General features: G+C 38.0%; 25 protein-coding genes, 2 pseudogenes and 1 riboswitch. Of the genes and pseudogenes, 9 read left to right on the top strand and 18 right to left on the bottom strand.

Annotation, left to right across the window (positions count from 1 at the left end; all coding sequences use genetic code 11):
• Nucleotides 1-62 precede the first annotated feature (62 nt).
• From CWR45_RS15360 to CWR45_RS15340, 5 genes are all read right to left on the bottom strand, one after another.
• Nucleotides 63-1442, bottom strand: coding sequence for an MFS transporter (locus tag CWR45_RS15360; RefSeq protein ID WP_115750744.1), 1380 nt, complete (start codon nt 1440-1442; stop codon nt 63-65).
• A 580-nt stretch (nt 1443-2022) separates the two neighbouring features.
• Complete coding sequence (locus CWR45_RS15355) at nt 2023-4356, bottom strand: helix-turn-helix domain-containing protein (RefSeq protein WP_115750743.1); 2334 nt, start codon at nt 4354-4356, stop codon at nt 2023-2025.
• A 540-nt stretch (nt 4357-4896) separates the two neighbouring features.
• Nucleotides 4897-5472, bottom strand: a complete 576-nt coding sequence (locus CWR45_RS15350; protein ID WP_115750742.1) for a general stress protein — start codon at nt 5470-5472, stop codon at nt 4897-4899.
• A gap of 312 nt (nt 5473-5784) precedes the next feature.
• On the bottom strand, nt 5785-6426 hold the full coding sequence (locus tag CWR45_RS15345; RefSeq protein ID WP_115750741.1) for an NAD(P)-dependent oxidoreductase: 642 nt from the start codon (nt 6424-6426) through the stop codon (nt 5785-5787).
• Nucleotides 6427-6496: 70 nt separating this feature from the next.
• Nucleotides 6497-6925 (bottom strand): Rrf2 family transcriptional regulator, encoded by a 429-nt coding sequence (locus CWR45_RS15340; RefSeq protein ID WP_115750740.1) that lies wholly within the window; start codon nt 6923-6925, stop codon nt 6497-6499.
• 187 nt (nt 6926-7112) lie between these two features.
• Between CWR45_RS15340 and CWR45_RS15335 the strand changes: the two genes are divergently transcribed.
• The 4 genes from CWR45_RS15335 (at nt 7113) to CWR45_RS15320 (ending at nt 9814) form a co-directional block, all read left to right on the top strand.
• Nucleotides 7113-7547: a MarR family winged helix-turn-helix transcriptional regulator gene (locus CWR45_RS15335; RefSeq protein ID WP_115750739.1), complete on the top strand. Its 435-nt coding sequence runs from the start codon at nt 7113-7115 to the stop codon at nt 7545-7547.
• Nucleotides 7544-8482, top strand: coding sequence for a ring-cleaving dioxygenase (locus CWR45_RS15330; RefSeq protein ID WP_115750738.1), 939 nt, complete (start codon nt 7544-7546; stop codon nt 8480-8482). The genes CWR45_RS15335 and CWR45_RS15330 overlap by 4 nt, the downstream gene beginning before the upstream one ends.
• A 44-nt stretch (nt 8483-8526) precedes the next feature.
• Complete coding sequence (locus CWR45_RS15325) at nt 8527-9135, top strand: flavin reductase family protein (RefSeq protein ID WP_115750737.1); 609 nt, start codon at nt 8527-8529, stop codon at nt 9133-9135.
• A gap of 61 nt (nt 9136-9196) precedes the next feature.
• Nucleotides 9197-9814 (top strand): alpha/beta hydrolase, encoded by a 618-nt coding sequence (locus CWR45_RS15320; protein ID WP_115750736.1) that lies wholly within the window; start codon nt 9197-9199, stop codon nt 9812-9814.
• An 86-nt stretch (nt 9815-9900) separates the two neighbouring features.
• Here the strand turns inward: CWR45_RS15320 and CWR45_RS19905 are convergent, their stop codons facing one another.
• From CWR45_RS19905 to CWR45_RS15305, 4 genes are all read right to left on the bottom strand, one after another.
• Complete coding sequence (locus tag CWR45_RS19905) at nt 9901-10050, bottom strand: hypothetical protein (RefSeq protein WP_170138880.1); 150 nt, start codon at nt 10048-10050, stop codon at nt 9901-9903.
• Between the two features lie 90 nt (nt 10051-10140).
• Complete coding sequence (locus CWR45_RS15315; RefSeq protein WP_115750735.1) at nt 10141-10410, bottom strand: hypothetical protein; 270 nt, start codon at nt 10408-10410, stop codon at nt 10141-10143.
• 182 nt (nt 10411-10592) lie between these two features.
• The gene (locus CWR45_RS15310) at nt 10593-11669 is read right to left on the bottom strand and encodes an LLM class flavin-dependent oxidoreductase (protein ID WP_115750734.1); all 1077 of its coding nucleotides are present in this window, start codon (nt 11667-11669) and stop codon (nt 10593-10595) included.
• Between the two features lie 75 nt (nt 11670-11744).
• Nucleotides 11745-12602 carry a VOC family protein gene (locus tag CWR45_RS15305; RefSeq protein ID WP_115750733.1) on the bottom strand — a complete coding sequence of 286 codons (858 nt, stop codon included), beginning with the start codon at nt 12600-12602 and terminating at the stop codon, nt 11745-11747.
• A gap of 472 nt (nt 12603-13074) precedes the next feature.
• A riboswitch (PreQ1 riboswitch) is annotated at nt 13075-13119 on the top strand.
• An 8-nt stretch (nt 13120-13127) separates the two neighbouring features.
• Here CWR45_RS15305 and CWR45_RS15300 point away from each other — a divergent pair.
• On the top strand, nt 13128-13610 hold the full coding sequence (locus tag CWR45_RS15300; RefSeq protein ID WP_115750732.1) for a QueT transporter family protein: 483 nt from the start codon (nt 13128-13130) through the stop codon (nt 13608-13610).
• 55 nt (nt 13611-13665) lie between these two features.
• Here CWR45_RS15300 and CWR45_RS15295 read toward each other — a convergent pair whose 3' ends face one another.
• The 3 genes from CWR45_RS15295 to aac(6') form a co-directional block, all read right to left on the bottom strand.
• Nucleotides 13666-14265 (bottom strand): lysophospholipid acyltransferase family protein, encoded by a 600-nt coding sequence (locus tag CWR45_RS15295; protein WP_115750731.1) that lies wholly within the window; start codon nt 14263-14265, stop codon nt 13666-13668.
• A 527-nt stretch (nt 14266-14792) separates the two neighbouring features.
• A complete protein-coding gene (locus CWR45_RS15290) occupies nt 14793-15893 on the bottom strand; it encodes a mechanosensitive ion channel family protein (RefSeq protein WP_115750730.1) in 1101 nt (366 codons plus the stop codon).
• A 96-nt stretch (nt 15894-15989) separates the two neighbouring features.
• Nucleotides 15990-16430: an aminoglycoside 6'-N-acetyltransferase gene (gene aac(6'), locus CWR45_RS15285; protein ID WP_115750729.1), complete on the bottom strand. Its 441-nt coding sequence runs from the start codon at nt 16428-16430 to the stop codon at nt 15990-15992.
• 434 nt (nt 16431-16864) lie between these two features.
• Here aac(6') and CWR45_RS15280 point away from each other — a divergent pair.
• The 3 genes and pseudogenes from CWR45_RS15280 to CWR45_RS20515 all read left to right on the top strand — a co-directional run bounded on the left by CWR45_RS15280 (nt 16865) and on the right by CWR45_RS20515 (nt 18521).
• A pseudogene (locus CWR45_RS15280) lies at nt 16865-17925 on the top strand (LLM class flavin-dependent oxidoreductase).
• Nucleotides 17926-17982: 57 nt separating this feature from the next.
• A complete protein-coding gene (locus CWR45_RS15275) occupies nt 17983-18309 on the top strand; it encodes a CHY zinc finger protein (RefSeq protein WP_115750728.1) in 327 nt (108 codons plus the stop codon).
• Nucleotides 18310-18434: 125 nt separating this feature from the next.
• Nucleotides 18435-18521, top strand: a complete 87-nt coding sequence (locus CWR45_RS20515; protein ID WP_425453636.1) for a putative holin-like toxin — start codon at nt 18435-18437, stop codon at nt 18519-18521.
• Between the two features lie 327 nt (nt 18522-18848).
• Here the strand turns inward: CWR45_RS20515 and CWR45_RS19900 are convergent.
• Nucleotides 18849-18989 (bottom strand): annotated as a pseudogene (locus tag CWR45_RS19900) (radical SAM/CxCxxxxC motif protein YfkAB); the annotation flags it as partial.
• A gap of 176 nt (nt 18990-19165) precedes the next feature.
• On the opposite strand from CWR45_RS19900, the gene CWR45_RS15270 reads away from it, so the two are divergent.
• The gene (locus CWR45_RS15270) at nt 19166-20767 is read left to right on the top strand and encodes a catalase (protein WP_115750727.1); all 1602 of its coding nucleotides are present in this window, start codon (nt 19166-19168) and stop codon (nt 20765-20767) included.
• A 59-nt stretch (nt 20768-20826) separates the two neighbouring features.
• On the opposite strand, the gene CWR45_RS15265 is transcribed toward CWR45_RS15270, so the two are convergent.
• The 5 genes from CWR45_RS15265 to aroD all read right to left on the bottom strand — a co-directional run bounded on the left by CWR45_RS15265 (nt 20827) and on the right by aroD (nt 25393).
• Nucleotides 20827-21699 carry a metal ABC transporter permease gene (locus CWR45_RS15265; RefSeq protein WP_115750726.1) on the bottom strand — a complete coding sequence of 291 codons (873 nt, stop codon included), beginning with the start codon at nt 21697-21699 and terminating at the stop codon, nt 20827-20829.
• A gap of 1 nt (nt 21700) precedes the next feature.
• On the bottom strand, nt 21701-22618 hold the full coding sequence (locus CWR45_RS15260; protein WP_115750725.1) for a metal ABC transporter permease: 918 nt from the start codon (nt 22616-22618) through the stop codon (nt 21701-21703).
• The gene (locus CWR45_RS15255) at nt 22596-23357 is read right to left on the bottom strand and encodes a metal ABC transporter ATP-binding protein (RefSeq protein WP_115750724.1); all 762 of its coding nucleotides are present in this window, start codon (nt 23355-23357) and stop codon (nt 22596-22598) included. Before CWR45_RS15255 ends, CWR45_RS15260 begins: the two co-directional genes overlap by 23 nt.
• 1 nt (nt 23358) lies before the next feature.
• The gene (locus tag CWR45_RS15250) at nt 23359-24315 is read right to left on the bottom strand and encodes a metal ABC transporter solute-binding protein, Zn/Mn family (RefSeq protein ID WP_115750723.1); all 957 of its coding nucleotides are present in this window, start codon (nt 24313-24315) and stop codon (nt 23359-23361) included.
• 289 nt (nt 24316-24604) lie between these two features.
• On the bottom strand, nt 24605-25393 hold the full coding sequence (aroD, locus tag CWR45_RS15245; RefSeq protein ID WP_115750722.1) for a type I 3-dehydroquinate dehydratase: 789 nt from the start codon (nt 25391-25393) through the stop codon (nt 24605-24607).
• Between the last annotated feature and the right edge of the window lie 78 nt (nt 25394-25471).

Genomic DNA, 25471 nt, shown 5'->3' with positions numbered 1-25471 from the left:
TATGTAGTAAGAAAGCTAGCTTTCTTACTACATCCTAAAGATTAATTTTCTGCTCCAACCTATTATGAAGGTTTCCCAACATTGTTCGGAACTAAGGAAATGATCGAGATTAACGCAAGTACTGCAAAGATAACGTTCGTAATAATCCCGGCTGATGCTGCAACCTCTACACTGCTAACTGCCGCAATTGTGCTGTAGATTGTTGCTGAAATTGCAACCCCGAAAGCATTCCCTAATGAACTTGCCATTTTATAAACTCCAGAAGCTTCTCCAACTTTATCATCAGGAGCGTAAGAGACTGCTGTATCTGTTGAAGGTGTTGCATACATTCCAAGTCCGATACCGAATAAGATGAATCCAACGAACACAACTATGGTATACATTAAATCAGGTAAGAAAGTTAATCCCATAATCCCTACCCCAATAAGGGTTAAGATTGTTCCCCATACCATTGGTTTTTTCGCACCAGTACGCTGCATCAATTTTTCTCCAACACGAATCATTGCTAGTACAGCAATTAAATATCCAATGGATAGCATTCCAGACTGAAATGCACTATATCCACGGCCCACTTGCACATAAGTATTAGCGACAATTAATGTACCAGCAACAGCATTTAATAAGAAATTAGAAATTGTTGCACCAGTATATGGTTTAATTTCAAACATTTTAAAGTCGATCAACGCAGTAGTACGCTTCGCTTCATATTTAACAAAGACGATAATACCGATAATGGATACAGCGGCAAGTATGATTGATGTTGCGCTAGTCCAACCAAAATTTGCACCTTGTGTAATAAAGATGTTTATAGCAAGCATCGTCACAATGAAGATTGCTAAACCACCAAAATCAAATTTAAACTTACCTTTTGATGGTGCCTTGCTTTCAGGAACCTCTTTAATTAGCCACATTGCTAGTAACGCAAAGATAATAGAGAAAATAAAAATCCATCTCCAACCCATATATGTTGCAATTGCCCCACCAGCAAATGAGCAAAGCCCTGATCCACCCCAAGAACCAATTGACCAGTAGCTAAGCGCACGCTGTCTTTCCGCGCCATCAAAGTATTCCTTCACCAATGCAATCGTTGCTGGCATGATAAATGCAGCAGATAGTCCTTGAAGTACTCGTCCAATTATTAGTAGTGTAGCGCCATTCGCTATTACAAGAAGTAAAGAACCAATTACGCTAAGAATTAATCCGATATACGTAATCTTCTTCCTTCCCATTCTATCTGCTAATCCACCCGCTACTACAATGAACATTCCTGAGAATAACGCTGATAAACTAATTGCTACGTTTAGCGTTCCAAGTGATACACCTAAATCTTCTTGTACAGCTGGAACGATATTAACCATTGCTTGTGCGAATAACCAAAAAGTGATAACTCCAAAAACAATACCGATAATCAATTTATTTGTACCTTTATATGCTGTTTCCATATTATGATACCCTCCTTTTTATTAAAAAAACTGTTACTTAGCAACGCCTTACCGAGCAATTGCTTATCATGCTTGGTTTGTGACCCCCAGCATCATAAATTCCTAGATGGCTTTATTATTGCCATCCTTTCCTTACATATTTACAAAAAAAAAAACTGGATAAAAGTGCTAAGTTTTACCGAAAAGTATTAAGCCTTCTCTTTTCACCTATAATTGTAAAAGATTACCTGTATTTGAGTAAGCTGATTTTCCACCCCATTAATCAAATAAGCTATTACTTTTTCTACTTCGAAATACAAAGGTTAAAAAATGACGGTTCTTTTTTAACCTAATTTTAATAAGCAAAACCTTTTTCCGTTACGGACAAGCACTAACCCTAGGTAATGCTTCAACAGCGTTTTATCTTCATTATTAAAGGCTTTGATGAGACTGCGACGTACGCCAACGCAGGATGCTCACCAGCTGTTCTAGCGTGGGAATAATATATTCAGTTCCTGCCAGGATGCAATCTTTTTGAAACAAGCAAAAAGAACCGACGCTCAAGTCGAGCATCAGTCCTCTTATTAAACAACATATATCGTTAATCTAAAGCCTTCCGAATATCAAAAAAGTGAATCGCATTTATCGATAAATAGGAGTAAAATGACCATTCCCCTTCAATTGCTTCATCAAATATTTCTATGGAAGGGCGACTTGTTTGGATAATGTAATCAATCACTTCCATATCCATGCCATACGCACTATTCAGCTCCCACCATTTCGTATACAATGCGCCATTATTCTTATCAAATACATGTTTGCGAATTTGGTAATCGCCCTGTTCCATGTTTGATATTGCAACATGAATATCTTTATTTAGTTTTTGAAGAAATGTATCCTCGACTGAATAATAAGGATTAATAATGTTACTGTTCATTAATAATAATTGATATCCCCGATCGTTCTTCGTCATAATATAATCAGATCCACTAACAATAATTTCACCCTGAAGCCGTTCTAAAAATTGCATTGCAAAATATGCTGGTCTCTTTCCATTAAAGTAATGAAAAAGCTCTAATCCTTCAATCGGTATATTCCGCTCTTTCCTTCCTTTTTCGTGTTGTTCCGTATTAATCCAGAACCCCATCGATTCAACTTTATCAGCTACTTCAAAGGCATTCTTAAGAACTAAAGCCCCTCTGAAAAATGTACCATTCGTATGTCTTGTATTTCCTGAAAGTGTATTCCAGCTAATTAAATGAATTGGTCGTTCTTTCTTATGATGCAATAGATAAGAGAGCAATTTATCTGTTTTCTCTTTTATATATCCTTCCGCTAAGGAAAAACGATCATCACCAAGCTCTTCAAAATTTATTACTTCATTTTGGTTTGCCTCGTAGCCAAAGAAGTCTACTGGAATGTCATCTTTGATTAGCCACTTATGCTGAGTGCTTGTCACTTCCTTTTTAAATGCAAAGGGGAAAAAGGAGCCTACAGATATAAGCGGAACAAATGCCTTTAGCGCATAATATAATTTCTTATATACACGTTCTAATTCCTTTCCATCAACACCAGTTGGAAATGATTCATAAAACATAAAATGCCATGTTTCTATATAAGCCTTCCCGTAAACATTAATACAGTGTCTCATAAAGTTATGTAATTCAGTAAAGTAGCTTTCCTCATCTGTTGAAATTTCTTTATAATCCACACGAACAAATAGTGATAATTCATGTTTTTTAAGGAAATTCAATGCAAAATCTGCGTTATAATATGGAGAGGTTGTCGAAATAATCTCATCTGTTTCAACAGGAGGAATGAATGTCGAGCCTTTTATTAAATTACGGACACCGATATTTTCAAGCCGCATATCCTTAGCAACCATTAATATTTGTGATCGAACACTTTCCTTCAGCAGCTCTCTCAATTCGCCAATCATCAAATTATGCATCGGCCGCTTTATTTTATTCGTGGAGACATGGGATAAGTCGAGCTTTAATTCTTCTGATTTTGTTTCGGTATTATTATATGTCTCATCAGAATTTGTTAATATCGCACCTAATCTTTCGAGAATACTTGGCGAGTGAATTATTTCCGATGCATCCTCCAGATTATAGCGCTTTACTGAATCCACACTTTCCACCTTGTGCTTTTCACGATAATTTTTTGGTGTATCTTCATATATTTCCTTAAATAATGTTGTGAATGATTTAGTGTTTGGAAAGCCATTTTTCATTGCGATTTGTGAAATAGAATTTGATGTATACATTAAATCCTTCAACGAATGCTCGAGCCTAATATTCATTAGAAAGCGATTGAATCCTGTGCCTACCTTCTGTTTAAAGTAGCGTGATAAATAACCAGATGATAAATAAAAGCTATTTGCTATTTCTTCTAAAGTTATCGATTGATCATAGTTTTTTTCCATATAAGCTATAATTTGAGTCAGTCGCTCATCCTGTGTATCAATTTTTTCATTTGAGCTTCCCTTTTGTTTGAAACGCCGAATCAAAATTAATAATAGTTCACTTATAAATGCTTGGATTTCAATTTGATAGCTTTCATCACGGCGATAGTAAGTAAGCATTAGTTCAACTAATAATTTGCGAAGCTTCCCAACCATTGATTCTCTTCCCATATCGATTTCTCTTGAATAACATTCAAATCGGCTTGTTCGATAGGAAGAATAAGCTTTGCTCAAATACATATCAGAAATATTTAACATCAAAACACTGTTTTTTTTGCTACCTTTTACTTGAAAAAACTGATTTCGGTTGATGACAAGCAAATCATTTTCCTTCAATGGGTAATACCGGCTATTAGTCTCAACAGTTATTTCACCACTAATAACAAGTATTATTCGTATCCCAGTACTAATTCGTGGTGCCAATAATTCAATTTGCTGTAGACTGATACTATAATCGTCCGTTATCATACTCTGACCCAACTTTCATTAATATACCTAATTTAATCGTTAAGTTTATACTGATTCCTTTTACAGTGTAGTATTCATCTCTTCCATTCTTATAATGGATATCTAAAATTTTTGTTATTAGTCATTTCAATGAGAATCTAACAATAATTTGCATCTGTTAGCAGTATCCGGCTAACTCTTACCTCAGCCTTTTCGGAGATCGCCTCACCGACGTCTATATTTCCTCTATTATATCTAATGCCAAAATAATAACAAACCATGCCGAACAAGAGATTTCGTTAAACAGCATTATCACTCATCGACCGAGGAAGAAGTATCCAGTATTATCGGTACATAAAATCCTGCTGAAAGGCTTTAGAATAGCAAATTACTTACAAAATGCTTCTAAAACATAAAGATAATATCCAGCTAAAGCAAAGACAATTATAAAAAATGCAAGATGCCAGTGGCAACAATCACCACTGGCATCTTGCTAGGATCTTCACGAACATAGTTTTATTTATTCTTTCCTCTTTGTAAAACTATAATCATCAACAGGTATTACAAATCTCTTGTTCTATTCTCAGTAATAAGAATTTCCTGAGGGTACATGGCTGTGTTCTCTGTTTTGTTTGAAATGAAGTTACGATATACATCACTTTGGTTTTCTTCGTTTACCTCAACCATAACAATGACTTTATTGTCTTTCAAATATTTTTCATATTCTTTTGCTTGTTCCTCCGATATGCCAGCTCCTACTAAAGTACCGACAAGCATGCCGCCGCCAGCACCTACACCCATTCCTGCAAGCGTAGTTGCAATTGGCCCAGCTGCTACCAGCGGACCGATACCAGGTATCGCTAACAGCCCAACTTCAGCGACTAAGCCAACAATGCCTCCTAGCACACCTCCAGAAATAGCACCAATTCCCGCACCTTTTCCAGCATTTTTACCTCTTCCTTCTTTTTCTGCTGTCACATTTGTACCTGTTTCATCTTCAATTAAATTGACTTGATCCTTGTTCTTAGCAAAAATTGTAATATCCTCGCTTTGATAGCCCAGTATTTTTAATTCATTAATTGCTTTCTCTGCATCTTCAGCCACAGCGAATACTCCGCCAATGATTTTATTAGGCATTATAAATCAGCCTCCTTCAAGTATTTTCGTCCATAATAATACATACCCATTTTTCTTAATTTCAATCATTTTTATCTTAACACCCTTCAATGCGACCAGCATCGGACAGCTCGAGCTTACCTAACAATTTCAGTACTTTTTCCTAAGATTTTTCTGATAATAGTAAAAGGAGACACGATTATAAATAACGTGCTTCCTTTTACTGCATTAAACGGATAACGATAGAAACTATCTTAAAATCTACTCCCGTCCTAAAACGCAAAAAAGGAAATGATAACCCTGAGGATACCATTCCCTTTCGATAATTTTCGCTTATTCTGCATCAGAAACAACGGTAAATCGTTCATTAACATGTGCAGCATTTTCAATTTCATCTACTACTGCAATTGCGTAATCTGCATAGCTTACATGGCTTTCACCTTGTGCATTGACAATCAAATTATCTTTTCCTTCTTTGTACGTGCCCGTTCGCTTACCATCAGGATTGAAGAAAGCTGCCGGGCTCAGGAAGGTCCATTTGATTCCTGTTGCGTTTTGTAAGTCCTCAAGGTTTTTTCCTTGATTAGACGCAATCGATTTAAAAGCATCTGGGAATTCAGGTGTATCAATTAAGCGGGTTGTTTTTTCTTCATCTACAAAAAGGCTTCCTGCTCCACCAACAACGAGTAATCTAGTTTCTTTAGCACCTTGAAGCGCTGAGATTAATACTTTTCCAAACTCGACATGTTGTTCAGCAACATCTGGAGCTGTACCAAATGCATTGACAACCACGTCAAATGGTTGCAAATCTTCTGCTGTTAATTGAAATAAATCTTTTTGTACAACCTCTACATCTTTGCCCTCTAATTTCCCAGCGTTTCGAACAATCGCAGTTACTTCATGACCTCTTTCTTTTGCTTCCTTCAAAATCAAAGTTCCTGCTTTCCCTGTTGCTCCAATAACTCCTACTTTCATTCACAAAACCTCCTAAGTATATTTAGTTGTAACCAAAACAGTTACAACTACAAGAAAAAAATAGACTGCATTAGCCAATTTTTTTCGAAAACACGGTAACTAACTCTTCCATCGTCACCTCATCCAGAATCGTCTCCATCGCATCTTGGGCTTTCAACAAAATCAATTCAAGTACACCTTGAATATTCGCGCCAACAGCACAATTCGGATTCGGATCATTATGAATTTGAAACAGTTCGCCTTCTTCCACAACTTCCACCGCACGATAAATATCGAGCAACGTAATTTGTACTAAGGGCTTTAACAACTCTGCTCCACCAGGACCACGATGAATGATGATCATTCCAGCATTTTTTAGTTTACCCATAACCTTTCGAATAATAACCGGATTCGTATTGACACTATCTGCAATGTACTCCGAGGTACATCTCGTATTTCTTTCAATTGAAATGAGCAATAATATATGTACGGCTATCGTAAATCTGCTGCTGATTTTCATTGTCGGCAACCTCCTGATGTAACCATTATAGTTACATCTAATTTTATTGTCAACTCGCCGGTCTATTGTAAGCCGTGAATTTTAACTAATAGTTGACTTCTAACTAAAGTTTGGATATATTATACTTAATTAAATATAAATTAATTAAAGATATTTTTCATACATTTCATGAAAGGAAGGGTTCAATATGAGCGATAATTTATCTTTAAAGGCCTTCGTTGTTTTATTGAAAGCATCGAAGTCAATAGAAGAACTTATCAAAAAGGATATTAGCAGCCATGGTATGAAATCCTCGGATTTTGCAGTAATAGAAGCAGTATACAGTAAAGGAAAACAAACCATTCGGCAGATTTCTGAAGCAGTACTGATTAATACAGGGTCCATTACGTATGTGATTGATAAGTTAGAAAATAACGGACTAGTAGAAAGAATTAATTGCAAAGAGGATCGAAGGGTCGTCTATATACAAATAACAGACAAAGGAAAAGAACTAATGGACGAGATATTCCCTAAGCATCAGCAAGTAATTGAATCACTATTTGAGGGTATATCAGCAGAAGAGAAAGAAATAGTAATCAATGTACTTAAAAAAGTCGGAAAGAAAGGCGAGACTATACGATGAAAAAAACAGCAGGAATCCACCATATTACAGCAATTGTTGGACACCCACAGGAAAATGTTGACTTCTACGCTGGAGTACTAGGTTTGCGACTAGTCAAGAAAACGATAAACTTCGATGATCCTGGGACCTACCATCTGTACTTTGGGAATGATGGCGGTAAACCGGGAACAATTATCACATTCTTCCCTTGGGCAAATGCATATCAAGGGAAAATTGGTGGTGGCCAGGTTGGAGCAACAACATACAGTATTCCAACTGGTTCCTTAGATTTCTGGGAAAGAAGATTAACGAAATTCAACATTAAATTTGAAAAAACAGAGCGATTTGGCGAAATCTACCTGCAATTTGCTGATGTACACGGTCTACAGTTAGAGCTCGTTGAAAGAGAAGCTGGCGACAATAACAATTGGACCATTGGTGACGTAACACCAGATGTGGCGATTAAAGGTTTCGGTGGTGCCGTCCTACTTTCCACTAATCCAGAGCAAACAGAGAAGACATTACAAGATGTGATGGGATTAGAAAAAATTGGTGAAGAAGGTGACCTAATCCGCTTTAAATCATACGGGGATATTGGTAATATTATCGATCTCAAAGCTACACCAATAAGCCGTGGGCAAATGGGCGTTGGAACGGTTCACCATATTGCATGGCGTGCAAAGGATGACGCAGATCAACTGGAATGGCAAAGCTATGTCCGCAATCAAGGATACGGGGTAACCCCTGTTCAAGATCGAAACTATTTCAATGCCATCTATTTCAGAGAGCATGGTGAAATACTATTTGAAATTGCAACAGACCCGCCAGGATTCGCACACGATGAGTCGTATGAAACGATGGGAACCGAGTTAAAATTACCATCACAATATGAAGAATATCGCGAACAGCTTAATCATTCATTAATTCCGATTGCCATTAGAGATTTGAATAAATAATTAGTTGGAGTATGGTTTTCCATAAAAATGAAGGAGGAAATGCTTTGCTATCCTTTGACCCAAAAGATAATACAGAACGGGAAAACTACAAATTACTTATCGGCAGTATCATTCCTAGACCGATAGCATTTGTGACGAGTGTTGCCACTGACGGAACCGTCAATGCCGCACCGTTCAGCTATTTCAATATCGTCTCGTCTAATCCGCCGATGATTTCCATTTCTATACAACGTAAAAATGGGAAAATAAAAGATACTGCTCAAAATATAATAGATAATAATACATTCGTTGTCCACATTGCAGATGAGGATAATATAGAAGAAATAAATAAAACGGCTGCATCGCTTCCATCTAATGAAAGTGAACTATCATTAGCGAATTTCACCCTTGTTGATAGTGAACAGATTTCTGTACCTGGAATTAAAGAAGCAAAAGTTCGCTTTGAATGTACATTGGTACAAGCAATTGAATTAGGCCAGGATAATTCGGTTGGAACCGATCTGATTATTGGTAAGATTATTAGATTCCATATTGATGAAGCAGTCTATGAAGAAGGAAGAATTAATCCTAAAACACTGGGTGCCGTTAGCCGCCTCGCTGGACATAACTACGCAAAAATCGGTGATGTGTTTACTATTGAAAGACCGAAATAGCAATAAACTGATTTGTTTCAAGATCATATCGACAGAAAATAATAGAAGGGAGAATCATTAAATGAAACATATTTTTCAAAAAGGAACAAATAGCGCAAAGCCAACATTACTGTTGCTACATGGAACAGGAGGAACAGAACAGGATCTCCTTCAGTTAGCAGAGATCGTCGATAAAGAGGCGAACGTATTAAGTGTTCGTGGAAATGTATTAGAAAATGGCATGCCCCGCTTCTTTAGAAGACTAGCTGAAGGTGTATTCGATGAGGAAGATCTCGTCTTCCGTACGAAGGAACTAAATGAATTCCTAGATGATGCTGCAGAACAATACGAATTTGACCGAAGTAACATTGTGGCTATCGGCTATTCGAACGGTGCTAATATCGCTGCAAGTCTTCTCTTCCATTATCAGGATGCATTAAAAGCAGCTATTTTACATCATCCAATGGTTCCTAGAAGAGGGATTGAATTGCCAGACCTTTCAAGTAATGGCGTTTTCATTGCAGCTGGGACAAACGATCCAATCTGCCCCGCTACGGAATCGGAAGACTTAAAATCATTATTAGAAAATGCAGGTGCAAGTGTAGAATTACACTGGGAGAACCGTGGCCATCAATTAACAATTGATGAAGTAAAAGCAGCAGCTAATTGGTATAATAGCTTGATTTCTAATGAAGCGTAAAGAGTTTACATGGAAGCTCCCCGGGTAATAATGCTAGTTATCCGGGGATTTTTGTATAGAATTAGCACGCGCTCATGCTGATTTTCTCATGCTCTTGCTGATATACTTTTTCTTCTGCTGATTTTCTCGCGCTCTTGCTGATATAGCCTTTCTCCTGCCGATTTTCTCGCGCTCCTGCTGATAAAGATTTTCTCATGCTGATTTTCTCGCGCTCCTGCTGATATAGCGTTTCTCATGCTGATTTTCTCATGCTCTTGCTGATATAGCGTTTCTCATGCTGATTTTCTCGCGCTCCTGCTGATAAAGATTTTCTCAGGATGATTTCCTCACGCTCTTGCTGATATAGCTTTTCTCCCGCTGATATAGCCTTTCTCCTGCTGATATAGCCTTTCTCCTGCCGATTTTCTCGCGCTCCTGCTGATAAAGATTTTCTCCTGCTGATTTTCTCGCGATCCTGCTGATAAAGATTTTCTCAGGCTGATTTCCTCACGCTCTTGCTGATATACTTTTTCTTCTGCTGATTTTCTCGCGCTCCTGCTGATATAGCGTTGCTCATGCTGATTTTCTCGCGCTCCTGCTGATATAGCGTTTCTCATGCTGATTTTCTCGCGCTCCTGCTGATAAAGATTTTCTCAGGCTGATTTCCTCACGCTCTTGCTGATATAGCGTTTCTCAGGCTGATTTTCTCGCGCTCTTGCTGATAAAGATTTTCTCCTGCTGATTCCCCTCCCCACTCAAACAAAAAAACCAACCAAGGTTAATCCTTGGTTGGGATTTTTTATACTGTTGCTGCTTGTTTGGCAACTTCACGCCTTACAACTGGCGCAACTTTTGTAGCCAGTAGGTCGATTGTTTTTGCAATATGTTCAAATGGCATTCCACCAATATCCATCTGCAACATGAATCGTTTATGACCAAACATTTCATGCTGGTAAAGAATCTTTTCCGTGACTTCCTGCGGGCTTCCGATAAACATAACATTCTCTGGTCTTGTCATGTAATCAAATGCTGTTCGAGAAACCTCTCCATTCTGACCACGCTGCCTGCTCATATACTGAATATACTGGGCGTAGTAAGGATAAAAAGTATCCTTCGCCTCTTCCATCGAATCAGCTATATAGCCATGACCGGTAACTCCAACTTTCAAATCTTCTTTTCCAGCTAGACTTCCAGCTTGACGATATGCATCAACAAGCGGTAAAAATCGCTCATGCTCTCCGCCAATCATCGCAATCGTCAGACCAGTTCCGTATTTCCCAGCTCTTGCAGCACTTGAAATCGTTCCGCCAACCCCTGTCCAAATTGGTAATTTCGCTTGTTCAGGTCTAGGAGCAATCTCGGAATTATTCAGGGCTGAGCGATATTTTCCACTCCAAGTTACCCGTTCACTTTCATTCAACTGCATTAATAATTGAAGATGCTCCTCAAACAAAGCATCATAGTCATCAAAATGATATCCAAACAATGGGAAGGACTCTACGAATGCACCACGTCCAGCTGTTATTTCAGCTCTTCCGTTTGAAATCAAATCGAGTGTAGCAAAATCTTCAAAAAGTCTTACAGGGTCCACTGTATTTAATACAGTCGTTGCACTCGTAAGTTTAATATTTTTCGTAGCTTGGGCGATTGCAGATAAAACCATTTGTGGAGAAGAAACAGCATAATCAAGACGATGATGCTCACCAACCCCAAATACATCCAATCCACCTTGATCAGCTAGCTTTGCCGCTTCAATAATCTCATGTGTTCGTTCGCCAGCACTGATTGTTTTTCCTGTAAGGGGATTTGTTACAATATCCCCCAATGTATAGATTCCAATTTCAAATGGTTCTTGATTCTCTAGATGTGTATTCATTGAAATTCCTCCAAATAATTCCTTAAGTAGTAAAAAAGCTCCTCCTAATATTTTATGAGGAGCTCTAGTATTTGATTAAACTAGTAATTGTATTACATTCCCAGAAGGGTCTTGTGTTACATAATAATCTTGTTGTTGCTCAACCGTTGCCCCAACTTGCTTCAAATGTTCGATGATTTCACTTCTAGTAGCTTCATCAGGGAACATTAACGTAAACCAATTAAGACCAACACTATTTTTAGCTGGTGCTTTTGCACCGACACCATTCCACGTATTTAAACCGATATGGTGGTGATAGCCATTTGTTGAAGTGAATAATGCACCCGGGAATCTTGTTACAACATCAAATCCAAGACCTTTGCCATAAAACTCTTCTGTCTTGTCTAAATCAGAAACATGTAAATGAATGTGTCCCATTAATGTATCCTCTGGCATCCCGTTCCATTCTTCATTTGTTTCTGCAAGCAGACTATCCCCGTCTAGTGCAACAGTTGCCATATCTACCATACCATCTGCCCAATTCCATTCAGAATTTGGACGGTCATGAGCAATTTCAATGCCATTTCCATCAGGATCGTCAAAATATAATGCCTCACTCACATAGTGATCGGATGCACCTAAGCGCATTTGGCCACCTGTTGCCTGAATAATATGCTTTAAGAATGCAGATAAGTCTGCGCGAGTTGGTAATAGAATTGCAAAATGGTATAAACCTGTAGTTCTTCCTTCTTTCGGTAAAACATTCGCTGGTTGCTCTAATGTTAGTAGCGGTGTTTTTCCGTCAGCAGTTAACACTGCTTTGTCATTCGATTGTTCCATTACTTTAAATCCCATGAAATCACGGTAATACGTAATGGAACGCTCCAAATTCGCCACATTGATATTAACCTGACCTACATATATTGATGGTTTCTCAAAGAATTTCTTTTCCATATTATTTATTCCTCTTTCATCGCTTATTTTATTTCAATTTTCCATCTAACTTGATTGTAAGCTGAAAAACGAGCCCTTTTACAATACTTAATTATAATTTTAAACTAAGTTACTTTATGTAAGTATTATATAAATACATTGAGATTCTGTCAAGGCAATTTTCATTGTGGGGTCTAGCAGGCTATTCAGTCTATTTTCAAAGCTCCGTATATTATAAATAGAAGGAAAGCATCTTATTGATTTTTCTAATGGATGAATGAATATGAATACGAATATATTATCGAGCTCTTTAGCGATATGTACGGAGTTATAACTGCCGATGCAGATGATAATTATTATGGGCACCAATTCGCCACGTTTTTCGATTGTCTAAAAAAAAAGCGAATTCATATAAATAGCAGAATACCGCTACCAAAAAATAGTAGCTTTTCATTTCCAGCAGTTTGTACTATACTATGCTGTGGCATTAAACAGAAACGTGGTTCGAGACCCCCCCACGCAAAAAAACTAAGGAGAGGTTTAGAAATGAAAGTTAATACATTGGTATTTAACGGTTTGTTAGCAGCGCTCTATGTTGCAGTATCGTTGCTTATCCAACCATTTGGATTTACAAATGTCCAATTTCGTATTTCGGAGATGTTTAATCATCTCGTTGTGTTTAATAAGAAATTCTTCTTTGGAATTATTTTAGGTGTTTTTATCACCAATTTATTTTCACCATTAGGCTGGTTTGATCTTGTATTTGGGGTAGCACATTCTGCCATCTCATTAAGTATTATTATCATGCTAGCAAAATATATTAAAAATAAGCTAGTATTGCTTTTTATGAATGCACTTATCTTCTCATTTAATATGTTCATCATTGCATTTGAATTAAAATTGGCATTGGGTCTGCCATTCCTATTCTCATGGTTAACAACAGCCGCTGGTGAACTTGTAGTGCTAGCAGTTGGAATACCATTAATTTATCTATTAAATAAAAGAGTACATTTTGACGATGTTTTATAGAATATAAAAAATAAACTCCCAACGACAATTGTCGTTGGGAGTTTATTCTAATCGATTATTTATCAATAGTTGTCAACTGCTTTTGTAGATGATTAAATGCATCATTGAGTTCAACCATCATTGTTTCAATTGCTTCTTTCTTTGGTTGATCTTCAGACAAATAAATCGGCTCACCGAAAATGAGTTTCGGCTTTTGACGTTTAAATAAATCACTAAAATTATTTGGACCAACATATGCGGCAGGTACAATTGGCACTTTGCCATAGGCTGCTATAGTCACAGCTCCCCTTTTTAATGGAACTTCTTCACTTGTTCTCGTTCCACTTGGAAAAATACCAACTACTTTATCTTCCTTCAGTAACTTTCTTGGGGTTTTTATCGAGCTTGGACCTGGATTTTCTCGGTCAACTGGAAAAGCATTCAATGCATTCATTAACCATTTAGTGAAACCTGATTGAAATAATTCCTTTTTCGCCATATAATGAATTTTGGTCGGAAGTAAGGCAACACCCAACCACAATATATCTACCCAACCCGTATGTGTGCATGCAAGAACATAACCACCAGATGTCGGTAACTTTTCTTTTTGAAAAATTTTGATTCTGCCAAATAAGCTCAAGATTATTTTTAATAAATAAGCTGCGAAATAATACATTCTATTCTCCTCCACTAGTGTACTTTTTCATTTAAAGGCTCGTTAACTTTATTTTATCACAAAGTGTTATTACCTAGTACTAATATTAAGCAAAAAGATAATGATTTTGTATGATATTGCTGTTTTGATATTAACTGCGAACTATGGGCTACGTTGATTTCCGCGGGCAGCGTTACATCGCAATCAGACAAATTGAACTTTATTTTCGAGGAGTCTCCTGTCCTCGGTTACAATCAACGGCGATAGAGAGGGAAATGTTTTTTCATCCTAATAAGAGAGGGTTAAATTATAACAATCCCACAATCCCAGCGGAAGAAATACTCGAAGACTCCTGCGGGAAGAAGAGCCTAGGTGAGACTTCGAAGTGCGATAGCATGAGAAGGCTCACCAGCTCCTCTAAGGTGCGCGTAGTGTATTTCTGGAGCGACGGCCAAGGAAGCAGTTTATATCCACTTCTAGTAATAATCCTTTACTTTGAGAACTAGAAAGTAGCCAAAAAGAAAGAAAGGATAGCATCTCCTTTCTTTCTAGTGATCTGATTCTCTTTTCATAGCATTCTTTTCTTGACTGTCTCTTGAATCTTGTACATATAATGCCCTTGCAGGAACTGCTAATTCGATATTCTCATCTCGAAGAAGTTCCATAATATTAAAATTAACAGTCTCATTTACACTTACATATTCTGCCCATGCCGTTGTTTTTGTAAAGTAATAAACCATAATGTTATAGCCGTTTTCATTATACTTATTAAATTTGACTAAAATCGTTTCTTGATCAATTTCTGGATTATTTTTTAATAGATAGTCAATTTGCCTTACTACCGTTTCTACTTTTTCTTGTGGCGTTTCATATGTTAATGTTAAATCAAATGAATTTTGACGTTTATCCATTTTACTCCAATTTGTAATCGGCTCCTTCACTAGTGTCGCGTTCGGTACAACGACAAGTGCATCGGCTGCTGTTCTTACCTTCGTGCTTCGGAAGGCAATCTCCTCTACCGTGCCATCAATACTTGGAGTAACAATCCAATCTCCTTTTGTAAATGGTTTTTCTGTGATAATTACAAATCCACCAATCATATTGGCAAGTATATCTTGAGCAGCTAAAGAAATAGCAAGTCCACCTAACCCTAAACCTGCAACAAAACCAGTTACATTATAACCGAATTGCTGCAAGACAACAGTTAGCGCAATCGCGACAATAATAAATCGCAATGCTTTTGAAAGTAAGGGAATAATAATATTATCTTTATCGAATTCCATTTTTTTATTAATCCCTTTGAAAAATATCGAGTCCGCCGAAGCCAAATTAAAGAATCCCCATGTAAATAGAAAAATGTACATGGAACCGATCATATTTTTGAAGAATTCATTCCCTTGATTAAAATGAGGGAAATAAGATGCAGCAATATAAATACCGATAACAGTAAACGTCCACTCTACTGGCTTCTTAAATGCGATAAAAATCTCTGCGAACAATTTAGTCGGTGATTTATTACCTAATTTAAGTAATAGTGTGAAGACATATTTCGCAAATAGCTTTCTAAACACTAAGAAAAGTAAAAAGATCCCTATCGAAATTGCGAGATCAATCATATTATCATACGTAAAAAATTCCTGCCAATTCATAATTATACATACCTCCGCTGTTTTCTAGCTGATTGTATGCACCTATTTTAACGTAAATAGGGACAATTAAGCAAAAGGTATGCTGATATTTTCAATTTATAAATCTTGAATGAATGTTATCAAGCGGTTCGCTTCCTTGAATCCGATACTCTTGTGAAATTCATAGCTAACTTGATTGCTCCATTCAATATCGGAGCCTACCTGCTTGCACCCTTTATGTAATAGCCACTTTCGTCCTTCCTTGAATAATCGTCTAGAGATCCCTTGTTTTCTATACTCTGGCGAAACATAAATTCCCTCGACATATCCTGTTGGACTAGAATTAGATCCTTCCACATAATCGTTTCGAATGGAGAGATGAATAAATGCAACGGTCTGCTCCTCTATTAGAGTTAGGAGGATTTTATGTTGATCTCTGTCAATTAAGGTAGCAAACTCATCCTTCAAAGCTTCAAATTCATTTTCTGGCCATAAACTTATTCCTAGCTTTGTCAACGCGTGCAGATGGTCTGTACTAGCTTCAATGATTTTCTCCATAACTATCACCTTTCTTATTTTCAGGTTATTTTCACTTATTGCTCACGTCTCTAGAAATGATATTCTAATTGATATTACTTGAAGGCCATCGCATTTGCAGATGCAACAGCATTATTTTCTAACTTCTTAAGCATATACGCTCTTTATTCTCAAAAGTTTCATTTCTATTGGTTAAAAGTTTCATTTCTATTGGTTAACAGTTTTATTCGTCCGATGAGCCAATCCTTTATCTTTTATAGAGGCGCACTTAAAAGGTTCGTCCCTTGCATGTTCTTATTAATCATATAATGCACTCTTCGGCTTATGGAGATTTAAACCAAAGGTAGCTAACGCAAATTCCTTCCTAATATTGGCCAAATAATTTATGATGATGAAAGAAATAAATATTCAGGAATTATTTTCCAAACTAAAATAACCAAAAGGGAGGCAATAACATGGAAATTGGTATCACTACCTTTGTTGAAACCACTCCAGATGTACATACAGGGGAAGTAATCAGCCATGCAGAACGAATACGTGAAGTTGTCGAAGAAATTGTATTAGCAGATCAAGTAGGACTAGATATCTTTGGCGTGGGAGAGCATCATCGGCAAGATTACGCTGCTTCAGCACCAGCAGTGCTGCTTGCTGCCGCAGCTTCACAGACAAAAAGAATAAGACTAACAAGTGCGGTTTCAGTATTATCTTCGGATGATCCTGTTCGTGTTTTTCAGGATTTTGCCACAGTAGATGCCATTTCCAATGGACGTGCGGAAATTATGGCTGGCCGAGGTTCCTTTATTGAATCATTTCCGCTATTTGGTTACGACTTGAATGACTATAATGTATTATTTGATGAGAAGCTGGATTTGCTGCTTAAAATACGAGATTCTGAAAAGGTAACATGGAGCGGAAAGCATCGACCATCGATACAAAATCTTGGAGTCTATCCTCGACCAGTCCAAGATCCAATACCCGTGTGGATTGCTAGTGGTGGAACCCCACAATCTGTTGCACGTGCTGGTGTGCTTGGACTGCCACTCGTTCTTGCCATTATTGGCGGCAGCCCGGCCAGTTTGCTCCACTTGTGAAGCTATATAAGCGAGCAGCAGAAAAAAACGGGCATGATCCTGCAAAATTAACGGTTGCATCACATTCACATGGATTTGTTGCTGAAAGTACTGATATTGCGGTTGAGAAATTCTTCCCACCTACACAACAAGCAATGAACGTTCTAGGAAGAGAGCGTGGCTGGGGTGCTTATACGAGAGCAAGCTTTGACCAAGCAAGAAGCTTAGAAGGAGCATTATATGTAGGGGATGCAGAAACAGTCGCTGAAAAAATTATCTTTTTGCGTAAAAATGTTGGAATTACTAGATTTATGCTCCATGTCCCAGTCGGTTCGATGCCTCATGAAGATGTCATGAAAGCCATTGAATTACTAGGAAAAGAAGTTGCTCCAATTGTTCGGGCAGAAGTGGACAAATGGGAATCTGAGGAACAAGCAGACTTATAAGCTGGTACTTAATAGAGTTCAGTTTTATAACCATCTTTAAATTAATTGAGGTGAGCACTGATGAAGATCTATGGGCCTATTGTTGATGATCAAACGCGATGTAAACATTATGCTACAGAAAAGGACATTATTGCTATTAAGTTTAATTGCTGCGGTAAATATTATCCATGCTATAAATGCCATAATGAATGCGAAAGTCATGCTATTTCTGTATGGAAAAAAGAAGAATTCAATGAATTGGCGATAATATGCGGCGTTTGTAAGACTGAACACCCTATTTATTTGTATTTAGATACTGGCAAATGCATGAACTGCAATGCTACGTTTAATGAAGGATGTAAAAAACATTATCACCTTTATTTTGAATACGAAGGCAGTTGTTAATTTACAACAAAAGGTATGTTTTATTTTTATAAAAAATAAGCTATACTCTAGAGGTAACTAGCGATAGCTCAAGGTAAAGTGGATCGGTAACACCACCCATTCTTTTTTGGAAAGGGGGTGTTGCTATGTCAGTGTTCGAGGCTCTAATGCTTGCAATTTCTTTTGCAGCGTTAATTGTGAGTATCTTAACTGATATTGACAGAAAAAAATAATCCACTTGCCTTGACCAGGTAAACGAATGGATTATTTTTTCTTAATAATTCAATTGCTGCCGATCCCTTTATTTTGGGTATCGTAAGTTACGCTTGTCGTCAAGGTGTTAGCGCACCTTGGCGACTTATTTAGTAGCTGCTCATAAGTGCAACTAGGTCAGTCACCGAATAGCTTAGTAACTGGCCAGTTTTCTAATATTCTATGTTAATTATAATGAAATATTCTGGCTTTGTCTAGTTGCCAAGAAACCATTATTAATCGTTACATACTAATATTCGCCTTACGCTTACACTATTTTGCAGCATGTCACCAACAGCTCATTGGGCACAGCGCATATTACACATGTATGTTGTTGTAAATTCAATATTTGTTAAGTTCATTTCCCAGTATTCTTCAACGTCCATATATGCTTCCCAAGGATCATAAGCCGGTGTTATTGTCTTAAATTTCGATGTAGCTATTGCCATGTACAAATCTTCCTTTCTCTGTTAACCCTTACTTACTTATTTATTTTTTACTTCTTTTGACATATGCACGGCTAATATTTTCTATGTCATTCGATTATTTATTCTCTTTTGGGACACACTATGGATGATTTGTTTTTACACAATTTATTACATATTGTAGGAAAGAGGAGATTAAAATGGCGGAAGATAATAATAAGACGAATATCGAAAACGAAGACACACTAACAACTAGGCAAGGACATCCTGTTACAAACAATCAAAACATCCGTACTGTTGGAAATCGTGGTCCTGCGACTCTAGAGAACTATGATTTTATCGAAAAGATTAGTCATTTTGATCGGGAAAAAGTACCAGAAAGAATTGTCCATGCACGTGGTGCTGGTGCACATGGTTACTTTGAAACTTACGGAATGGCTGGGGATGACCCGATTTCCAAGTATACACGGGCGAAAGTTTTCCAAGAAAAAGGAAAGCAAACCCCTGTTTTTGTTCGATTTTCCACGGTTGTTCATGGACTGCATTCTCCAGAGACGGTTCGTGATCCACGTGGTTTTGCAGTGAAATTTTACACAGAAGATGGTAATTGGGATTTAGTCGGAAATAACTTAAAAATATTCTTCATTCGTGATGCAATGAAATTCCCCGACATGATCCATGCATTCAGGCCAGATCCAGTAACGAACATCCAAGATAGTGAACGTTTCTTTGACTTTTGTGCAAATTCACCAGAATCCTTCCACATGGTGACATTTATCTATTCGCCTTGGGGCATACCAGCGAACTACCGAATGATGCAAGGATCCGGTGTGAACACGTATAAATGGGTGAACGAAGAAGGAAAAGCAGTACTTGTTAAATACCATTGGGAACCGAAGCAAGGGATAAAAAATTTAACAGCAAAAGAAGCGGGAGAAATTCAAGGGAAGAACTTTAACCATGCTACACAGGATTTATATGAAGCAATTGAAAAGGGCGATTATCCTGAGTGGGAGCTTTTGGTGCAAATCATGGAGGATGGTCCTCATCCCGAGCTTGATTTTGATCCACTTGATGACACGAAGCTCTGGCCAGAGGATCAATTCCCTTGGCGAGCAGTTGGCAAAATGGTATTAAATAAAAATCCAGAGAATTATTTTAATGAAGTGGAACAGGCTTCTTTTGGTACTGGGGTCCTTGTCGATGGACTTGATTTCTCCGATGATAAAATGCTGCAAGGGAGAACGTTCTCCTACTCTGATACCCAGCGTTATCGTGTTGGTGCAAACTATTTGCAGCTGCCAATCAATGCTGCGAAAAAGCGAGTAGCGACCAATCAAGAGGGCGGAACACTACGATATTACAATGATAAGGCACCAAATCAGAACCCTCATGTTAACTATGAACCATCTAGCTTGGGTGGATTAAAGGAAGCAGAACAGACCGGCAAAGAATACACACCAATAGTCGAGGGAAATTTAGTCCGTGAATCAATTGACAGGGACGATAATACAAAACAAGCTGGAGAAACATATCGCAGTTTTGAGCAATGGGAAAAAGACGAATTATTATCCAATTTAATTGGTGACCTATCCACATGTGCAAAGGTGATTCAAGATAAAATGATTGCATTAGCGGAAGAAGCTGACGAGGAATATGGTCGTCTTTTGCGAGAAGGCTTAGCTGGAAAGAATAATACAGGAATGGAAATGGCAGAAGAAATGCATCCACTCGGTGCAACAGATGCTGATCAAGCAGTACAAGATGCGATTGAAAAAGGGCATGATGCTGAGCCGTACTAATCATTGTTAGTTGTTAATTATTAACATGAGGTGCATTATAAGGTGCACCTCATGTGTATTTATGCAGTCTTCACTTTACGCATGTATTTTGCAAGTATTCCATGACTTGGTGAGAAGATAAAACTAATCAAGAAAATTATTCCTGTCGCAAATGCCATACTCCCCGAAATGGACGTGTCGATCCAAACTGCTATATAGTATCCAGCTATAGCGGCGAGTACCCCAAATACGCTGCTTAATAGTAGCATGATGGTAAGTCGTTCTGTCCATAGATAGGCGGAGGCAGCCGGTGTTATTAACATTGCCACGACCATAATGGCTCCTACAGCATCGAAGGAAGCAATCGTTGTCACCGATATGAGACTCATAAATAAATAGTGTAGTACTAGAACTGGCAAACCTAAACTTGCAGCTAGCGCAGGATCAAAAGTAGTAATTTTCCACTCTTTATAAAAAATTGTAATAAAAAACAGAACGATTACTAAAACGATTGCTAATAATGCTGTTGCTTCCGGCACCTCACCAATGAACGGAAGCGAAATAGCATGAAACGGAATAAATGTTATCTCCCCCATTAACGCATGCTGTATATCCAAATGGGCATTTCCAAGAGAAGTAGAAATTAAGATTACCCCAACTGCAAACAAGGTGGTAAACACAATCCCCATTGAAGCATCTTGTTGCACATTTAACGAACCAAGTCCTTGGACTAAGAAGGCGGTAAGTAATCCTGCAAATACCCCACCGACAAGCATATAAAAACCGCTCACTTCACTTGTAATAATATATGCAATTACAATTCCTAATAGCACCGAATGACTAATCGCGTCCGACATCATTGCTTGCTTTCTCAGGATGAGGAAGACACCCATTAACCCACAGGATACCCCAACTAAAGAGGCGGTTAAAATAATCCAAGCTGCATAGGTCATTTTATCTTCCCCCCTCTGTTTCAAGTGTTTCTGTGCTTTCCAGATGAACCCTTTGTTGCATTTTAAATTGTAAATAATGGATTAGAATCCCCTTCTCTTTTCCAAAAATAAGCGATATAAAAAATAGTCCTGATGCGACTAGGACAATAAATGCTCCTGTTGGCAGCCCACTGCCTATTGCACTTATTAACGTACCCACAGCACCAGAAATACCGCCAAATGCAGCCGCTAATAGCACCATGATTTTAAATGAATGCGTCCAATAACGCGCACTGACTGCAGGTGTAATCATCATAGCGGCCATCAAAATGACCCCAACAGCCTGAATGCCGATTACGATTGTTGTGACAAGAACTGCTGTATAGAACACATTCATTCCTTTTAATGATAATCCGATACCTTTTGCAAATTGCGGATCGAAAATATAGATTTTCCATTCTTTAAATCCGATTACCATAATAAAGATAACCAATAGGGCGAGCAGGAACATTGTTATCACGTCCGACATGACCATTGAAGCTGCCTGACCGTAAATAAAACTATTTAATCCGCTTTGATTTCCCCCAGCCGATTTATTGGCTATCGAAAGAAGCATCACTCCAAGTCCGTAAAAAACGGATAAAATCATCCCCATCGATGAATCCTCAGAGATTCTACTTGATGTCGTGATCCACTGGATTAAAAGTGCACCGATTAAGGCACTGATTGCAGCACCCAAAAGCAACAAGATTGAATTCTTCTCACCGATGAAGAGAAAAGAAATAACGACACCTGGCAATGTTGCATGGGACAGTGCATCGCTCATCAAATTCTGCCGCTTCCAATATGTCAGGCAGCCAACTATCCCAGCAGCTACGCCGAGCGTCATTGTACTTAATAATACCCACCCAGTATTACTATTCAAAAGTATGGACCACATGGCGATGTTCATCTCCCATCTGACGTATACTCCCACCATAGGTTCTAGCAATATTCTTATTTGTAAATATTTCCCCTGTTTCTCCATGTTCTACAATGGTTCGATTTAAAAATAAAACATGATCGAAGTAATCTGTCACAGTTTGGAGGTCATGGTGGACTACCATAACGGTCTTTCCGATTGATTTTAATTCCTGCAGTATCGTCATAATCGCACGTTCCGTTGCAGCATCAACTCCAGCTAACGGCTCATCCATAAAATATAGGTCGGCATTTTGCACTAACGCACGTGCTAAAAATACCCTTTGCTGCTGACCTCCGGAAAGCTGGCTTATTTGTCGACTTGCGTATTCCTCCATCCCCATTTTTTCCAATGCCTCATACGCTTTCTTTTTGTGAATTGCAGAAGGTCGTTTAAGCCAGCCGATTTGTCCATATAAACCCATTGTTACAACATCGAGTGCATCTGTTGGAAATTCCCAATCAACCGAACCCCGTTGCGGAACATAACCGATTCTTTTCTTTGCTTTAGTAAAAGGTAAGCCAAAGAACTTTACAGAACCAGCTAATGCGGGATGAAGATCTAGCATTGTTTTGATAAGTGTTGATTTTCCAGCCCCATTAGGACCTACAATCGCGGTTAAAGAACCAGCATTTACTTTAAAATCAACATCATGGAGAACCGTATTTTTTCGATAGGACGCTGCTAGGTTCTCTACATTAATAATTGGGTTCGCCATCTTACTTTCCTCCTCCACTCAATGCATCATGTATCGTGTTGATATTATGTCTATACATGCCGATGTACGTTCCTTCCTTAGTTCCAGGTTCTCCCATCGCGTCAGAGTATAATTCACCACCTAACTTCACATCTACTCCATCACTTGAAGCCCCCTCTATTACTGCCTGAATTGATTTTTGATTAATACTGGTCTCAACAAAGATCGCAGGAACTTGATATTCCTTAATAAGTTTAATCGTATCGTTAACATCTGAAACACCAATCTCATCTTCCGTACTTAACCCTTGAAGACCTACTACTTCTAAATTATGCATTCTTCCAAAGTATCCAAACGCATCATGTGCTGTTACAAGAACACGATGGGATTCTGGAATTGCTGCTAGCTCTTCTGCATCTTGTTTTAATTTGTCTAATTCAGCAAAATATTTCTGTTTGTTTTCTTCAAAGTAATCTGCATCTTCAGGTGAGTATTCTTTCAACACTTCAACAGCTCCATCGAGCCCATTTCTCCAAAGGTCAATATCAAACCAAATATGTGGATCTTCTGCACCATTCTCATCTCTTAATATATCTTCCTCTGATACAGTATCTCCTAGTGCTAGTACTGGATTGGAATCACCAATTGAGTTGAATATCTCCACCATATTCGCCTCTAAGTTCAAACCACTGTAGAAAATAACATCTGCCTCGTCAAGCTTTGAAATATCACTTTGTGTTGGGTTATATAAATGTGGATCAACTGAAGGTCCCATTAGACTTTCCACATTTACACGATCCCCACCAATAACTGATAACGGTTCGCCAATCTGGGCAATTGTCGTAACGACATTGATTTTTTTATTCTCATCTTTACTGGAAGTTCCCTCCGACACGTTATTATTGGAACCACATGCAGCAAGAACTAACAACAAACCAAGTAATGCAAATCCCACTAGATTTTTTATTAACGCCTTCATTTTCCCTTCCTCCCTTTTTGTTTCCCTAAGTAAACTTTATTCGCTACATCTAAATTTAGTACCTATTTTTTTATTTGTCAATATATTTTTGCTTTATTTCACTCTTTTTCCCTCAGGAAACATTTGTCGACATTTTTCACGATGTAAAAGAAAAAACCTCTTTCTATGTGAAAGAGGGTGGAGAATAAAATATGAACAACGTCATGTTCAACTAACCTAGCTTTTATCGAATTTTAGCTTGTGTTTACCATATATAGCAGCACTTTCTAATGTCATTCCCGTGAGATGCTTACTTTATCTCTCCTTGGGAAGGCTGGAAATTATTATGGATTAAATCAAGTACTTCTCGTAATTCTTGCACTCCCACTTGTCCAGGAGCAGAAGCCTTCGTTGCCGCTCCAAAGGTAATCGCGGAGCCAAATATTTCTCCTGCTAATCTGCTAACGACCCCTTGTCCCGCCATCGACATTGTAATAATCGGCCGGTCTGCATAATGAGTTCTTATTTCATTTGTTGCATCCAAAAGTGTAATCACATCCTGCACATTGTTAGGCATCACAGCAATCTTCGGAATATCTGCTCCAAAATCTTGTGCTTTTAATAAGCGATTTATAATTTCTTTCTTTGGTGGAGTTTTTTCAAAATCATGATTGGAAATGATGACCCTTGTCCCCTGTTGATGTGCTAATTCAACAAGCTGGATTACAATTTGTTCACCACTAAATAATTCGACATCAATGAATTCTACATTGCCACTCTCTAGAGCTGCTTTATTTAGTGCGACATAATAATCCATTGAGACTTCCATTTCCCCACCTTCCTTTGCACTTCGAAAAGTGAAGATAAGCGGAATATCGATTAATCTTTCTCTAATTTTAGTTAATGCCTCTTTTACTTTATCTACATCCTCAACCGATTCAAAAAAGTCGACACGCCATTCTACTATATCTAAATCCAGGGTTGTAAGTAATTCTGCTTCCTTAATCAACTGCTCGATTGTTGTTCCTACCATCGGCACACAAATCTTTGGCGCCCCTTCTCCTATCGTTATCCCTTTTACCGTTAATGTATTGTTCATGTAGTATACCCCCTTCATCAATCCTTCTTTGCATCTATGCAGTAATAATATAATCCGTTCCTACCTGTAAAGATAACG

The sequence above is a fragment of the Oceanobacillus chungangensis genome (assembly GCF_003369565.1).
In the GTDB taxonomy this organism is placed as follows: Bacteria; Bacillota; Bacilli; order Bacillales; family Amphibacillaceae; genus Oceanobacillus; species Oceanobacillus chungangensis.
This window is presented reverse-complemented; position numbering and strand designations above follow the sequence as displayed.

Bases quoted from the DNA above. Each gene is read 5' to 3' on its own strand.
- CWR45_RS15305 (WP_115750733.1), bottom strand. From the start codon at position 12,602: ATGGAAAAGAAATTCTTTGAGAAACCATCAATATATGTAGGTCAGGTT.
- CWR45_RS15290 (WP_115750730.1), bottom strand. From the start codon at position 15,893: ATGAATTGGCAGGAATTTTTTACGTATGATAATATGATTGATCTCGCA.
- CWR45_RS15345 (WP_115750741.1), bottom strand. From the start codon at position 6,426: ATGAAAGTAGGAGTTATTGGAGCAACAGGGAAAGCAGGAACTTTGATT.
- CWR45_RS15265 (WP_115750726.1), bottom strand. From the start codon at position 21,699: ATGACCTATGCAGCTTGGATTATTTTAACCGCCTCTTTAGTTGGGGTA.
- CWR45_RS15270 (WP_115750727.1), top strand. From the start codon at position 19,166: ATGGCGGAAGATAATAATAAGACGAATATCGAAAACGAAGACACACTA.
- CWR45_RS15355 (WP_115750743.1), bottom strand. From the start codon at position 4,356: ATGATAACGGACGATTATAGTATCAGTCTACAGCAAATTGAATTATTG.
- CWR45_RS15300 (WP_115750732.1), top strand. From the start codon at position 13,128: ATGAAAGTTAATACATTGGTATTTAACGGTTTGTTAGCAGCGCTCTAT.
- CWR45_RS15295 (WP_115750731.1), bottom strand. From the start codon at position 14,265: ATGTATTATTTCGCAGCTTATTTATTAAAAATAATCTTGAGCTTATTT.
- CWR45_RS15260 (WP_115750725.1), bottom strand. From the start codon at position 22,618: ATGTGGTCCATACTTTTGAATAGTAATACTGGGTGGGTATTATTAAGT.
- CWR45_RS15315 (WP_115750735.1), bottom strand. From the start codon at position 10,410: ATGAGAAACGCTATATCAGCAGGAGCGCGAGAAAATCAGCATGAGCAA.
- CWR45_RS15250 (WP_115750723.1), bottom strand. From the start codon at position 24,315: ATGAAGGCGTTAATAAAAAATCTAGTGGGATTTGCATTACTTGGTTTG.
- CWR45_RS15340 (WP_115750740.1), bottom strand. From the start codon at position 6,925: ATGAAAATCAGCAGCAGATTTACGATAGCCGTACATATATTATTGCTC.
- aroD (WP_115750722.1), bottom strand. From the start codon at position 25,393: ATGAACAATACATTAACGGTAAAAGGGATAACGATAGGAGAAGGGGCG.
- CWR45_RS20515 (WP_425453636.1), top strand. From the start codon at position 18,435: ATGTCAGTGTTCGAGGCTCTAATGCTTGCAATTTCTTTTGCAGCGTTA.
- CWR45_RS19905 (WP_170138880.1), bottom strand. From the start codon at position 10,050: ATGAGAAACGCTATATCAGCAGGAGCGCGAGAAAATCAGCATGAGAAA.
- CWR45_RS15350 (WP_115750742.1), bottom strand. From the start codon at position 5,472: ATGCCTAATAAAATCATTGGCGGAGTATTCGCTGTGGCTGAAGATGCA.
- CWR45_RS15330 (WP_115750738.1), top strand. From the start codon at position 7,544: ATGAAAAAAACAGCAGGAATCCACCATATTACAGCAATTGTTGGACAC.
- CWR45_RS15310 (WP_115750734.1), bottom strand. From the start codon at position 11,669: ATGAATACACATCTAGAGAATCAAGAACCATTTGAAATTGGAATCTAT.
- CWR45_RS15320 (WP_115750736.1), top strand. From the start codon at position 9,197: ATGAAACATATTTTTCAAAAAGGAACAAATAGCGCAAAGCCAACATTA.
- CWR45_RS15360 (WP_115750744.1), bottom strand. From the start codon at position 1,442: ATGGAAACAGCATATAAAGGTACAAATAAATTGATTATCGGTATTGTT.
- CWR45_RS15335 (WP_115750739.1), top strand. From the start codon at position 7,113: ATGAGCGATAATTTATCTTTAAAGGCCTTCGTTGTTTTATTGAAAGCA.
- CWR45_RS15255 (WP_115750724.1), bottom strand. From the start codon at position 23,357: ATGGCGAACCCAATTATTAATGTAGAGAACCTAGCAGCGTCCTATCGA.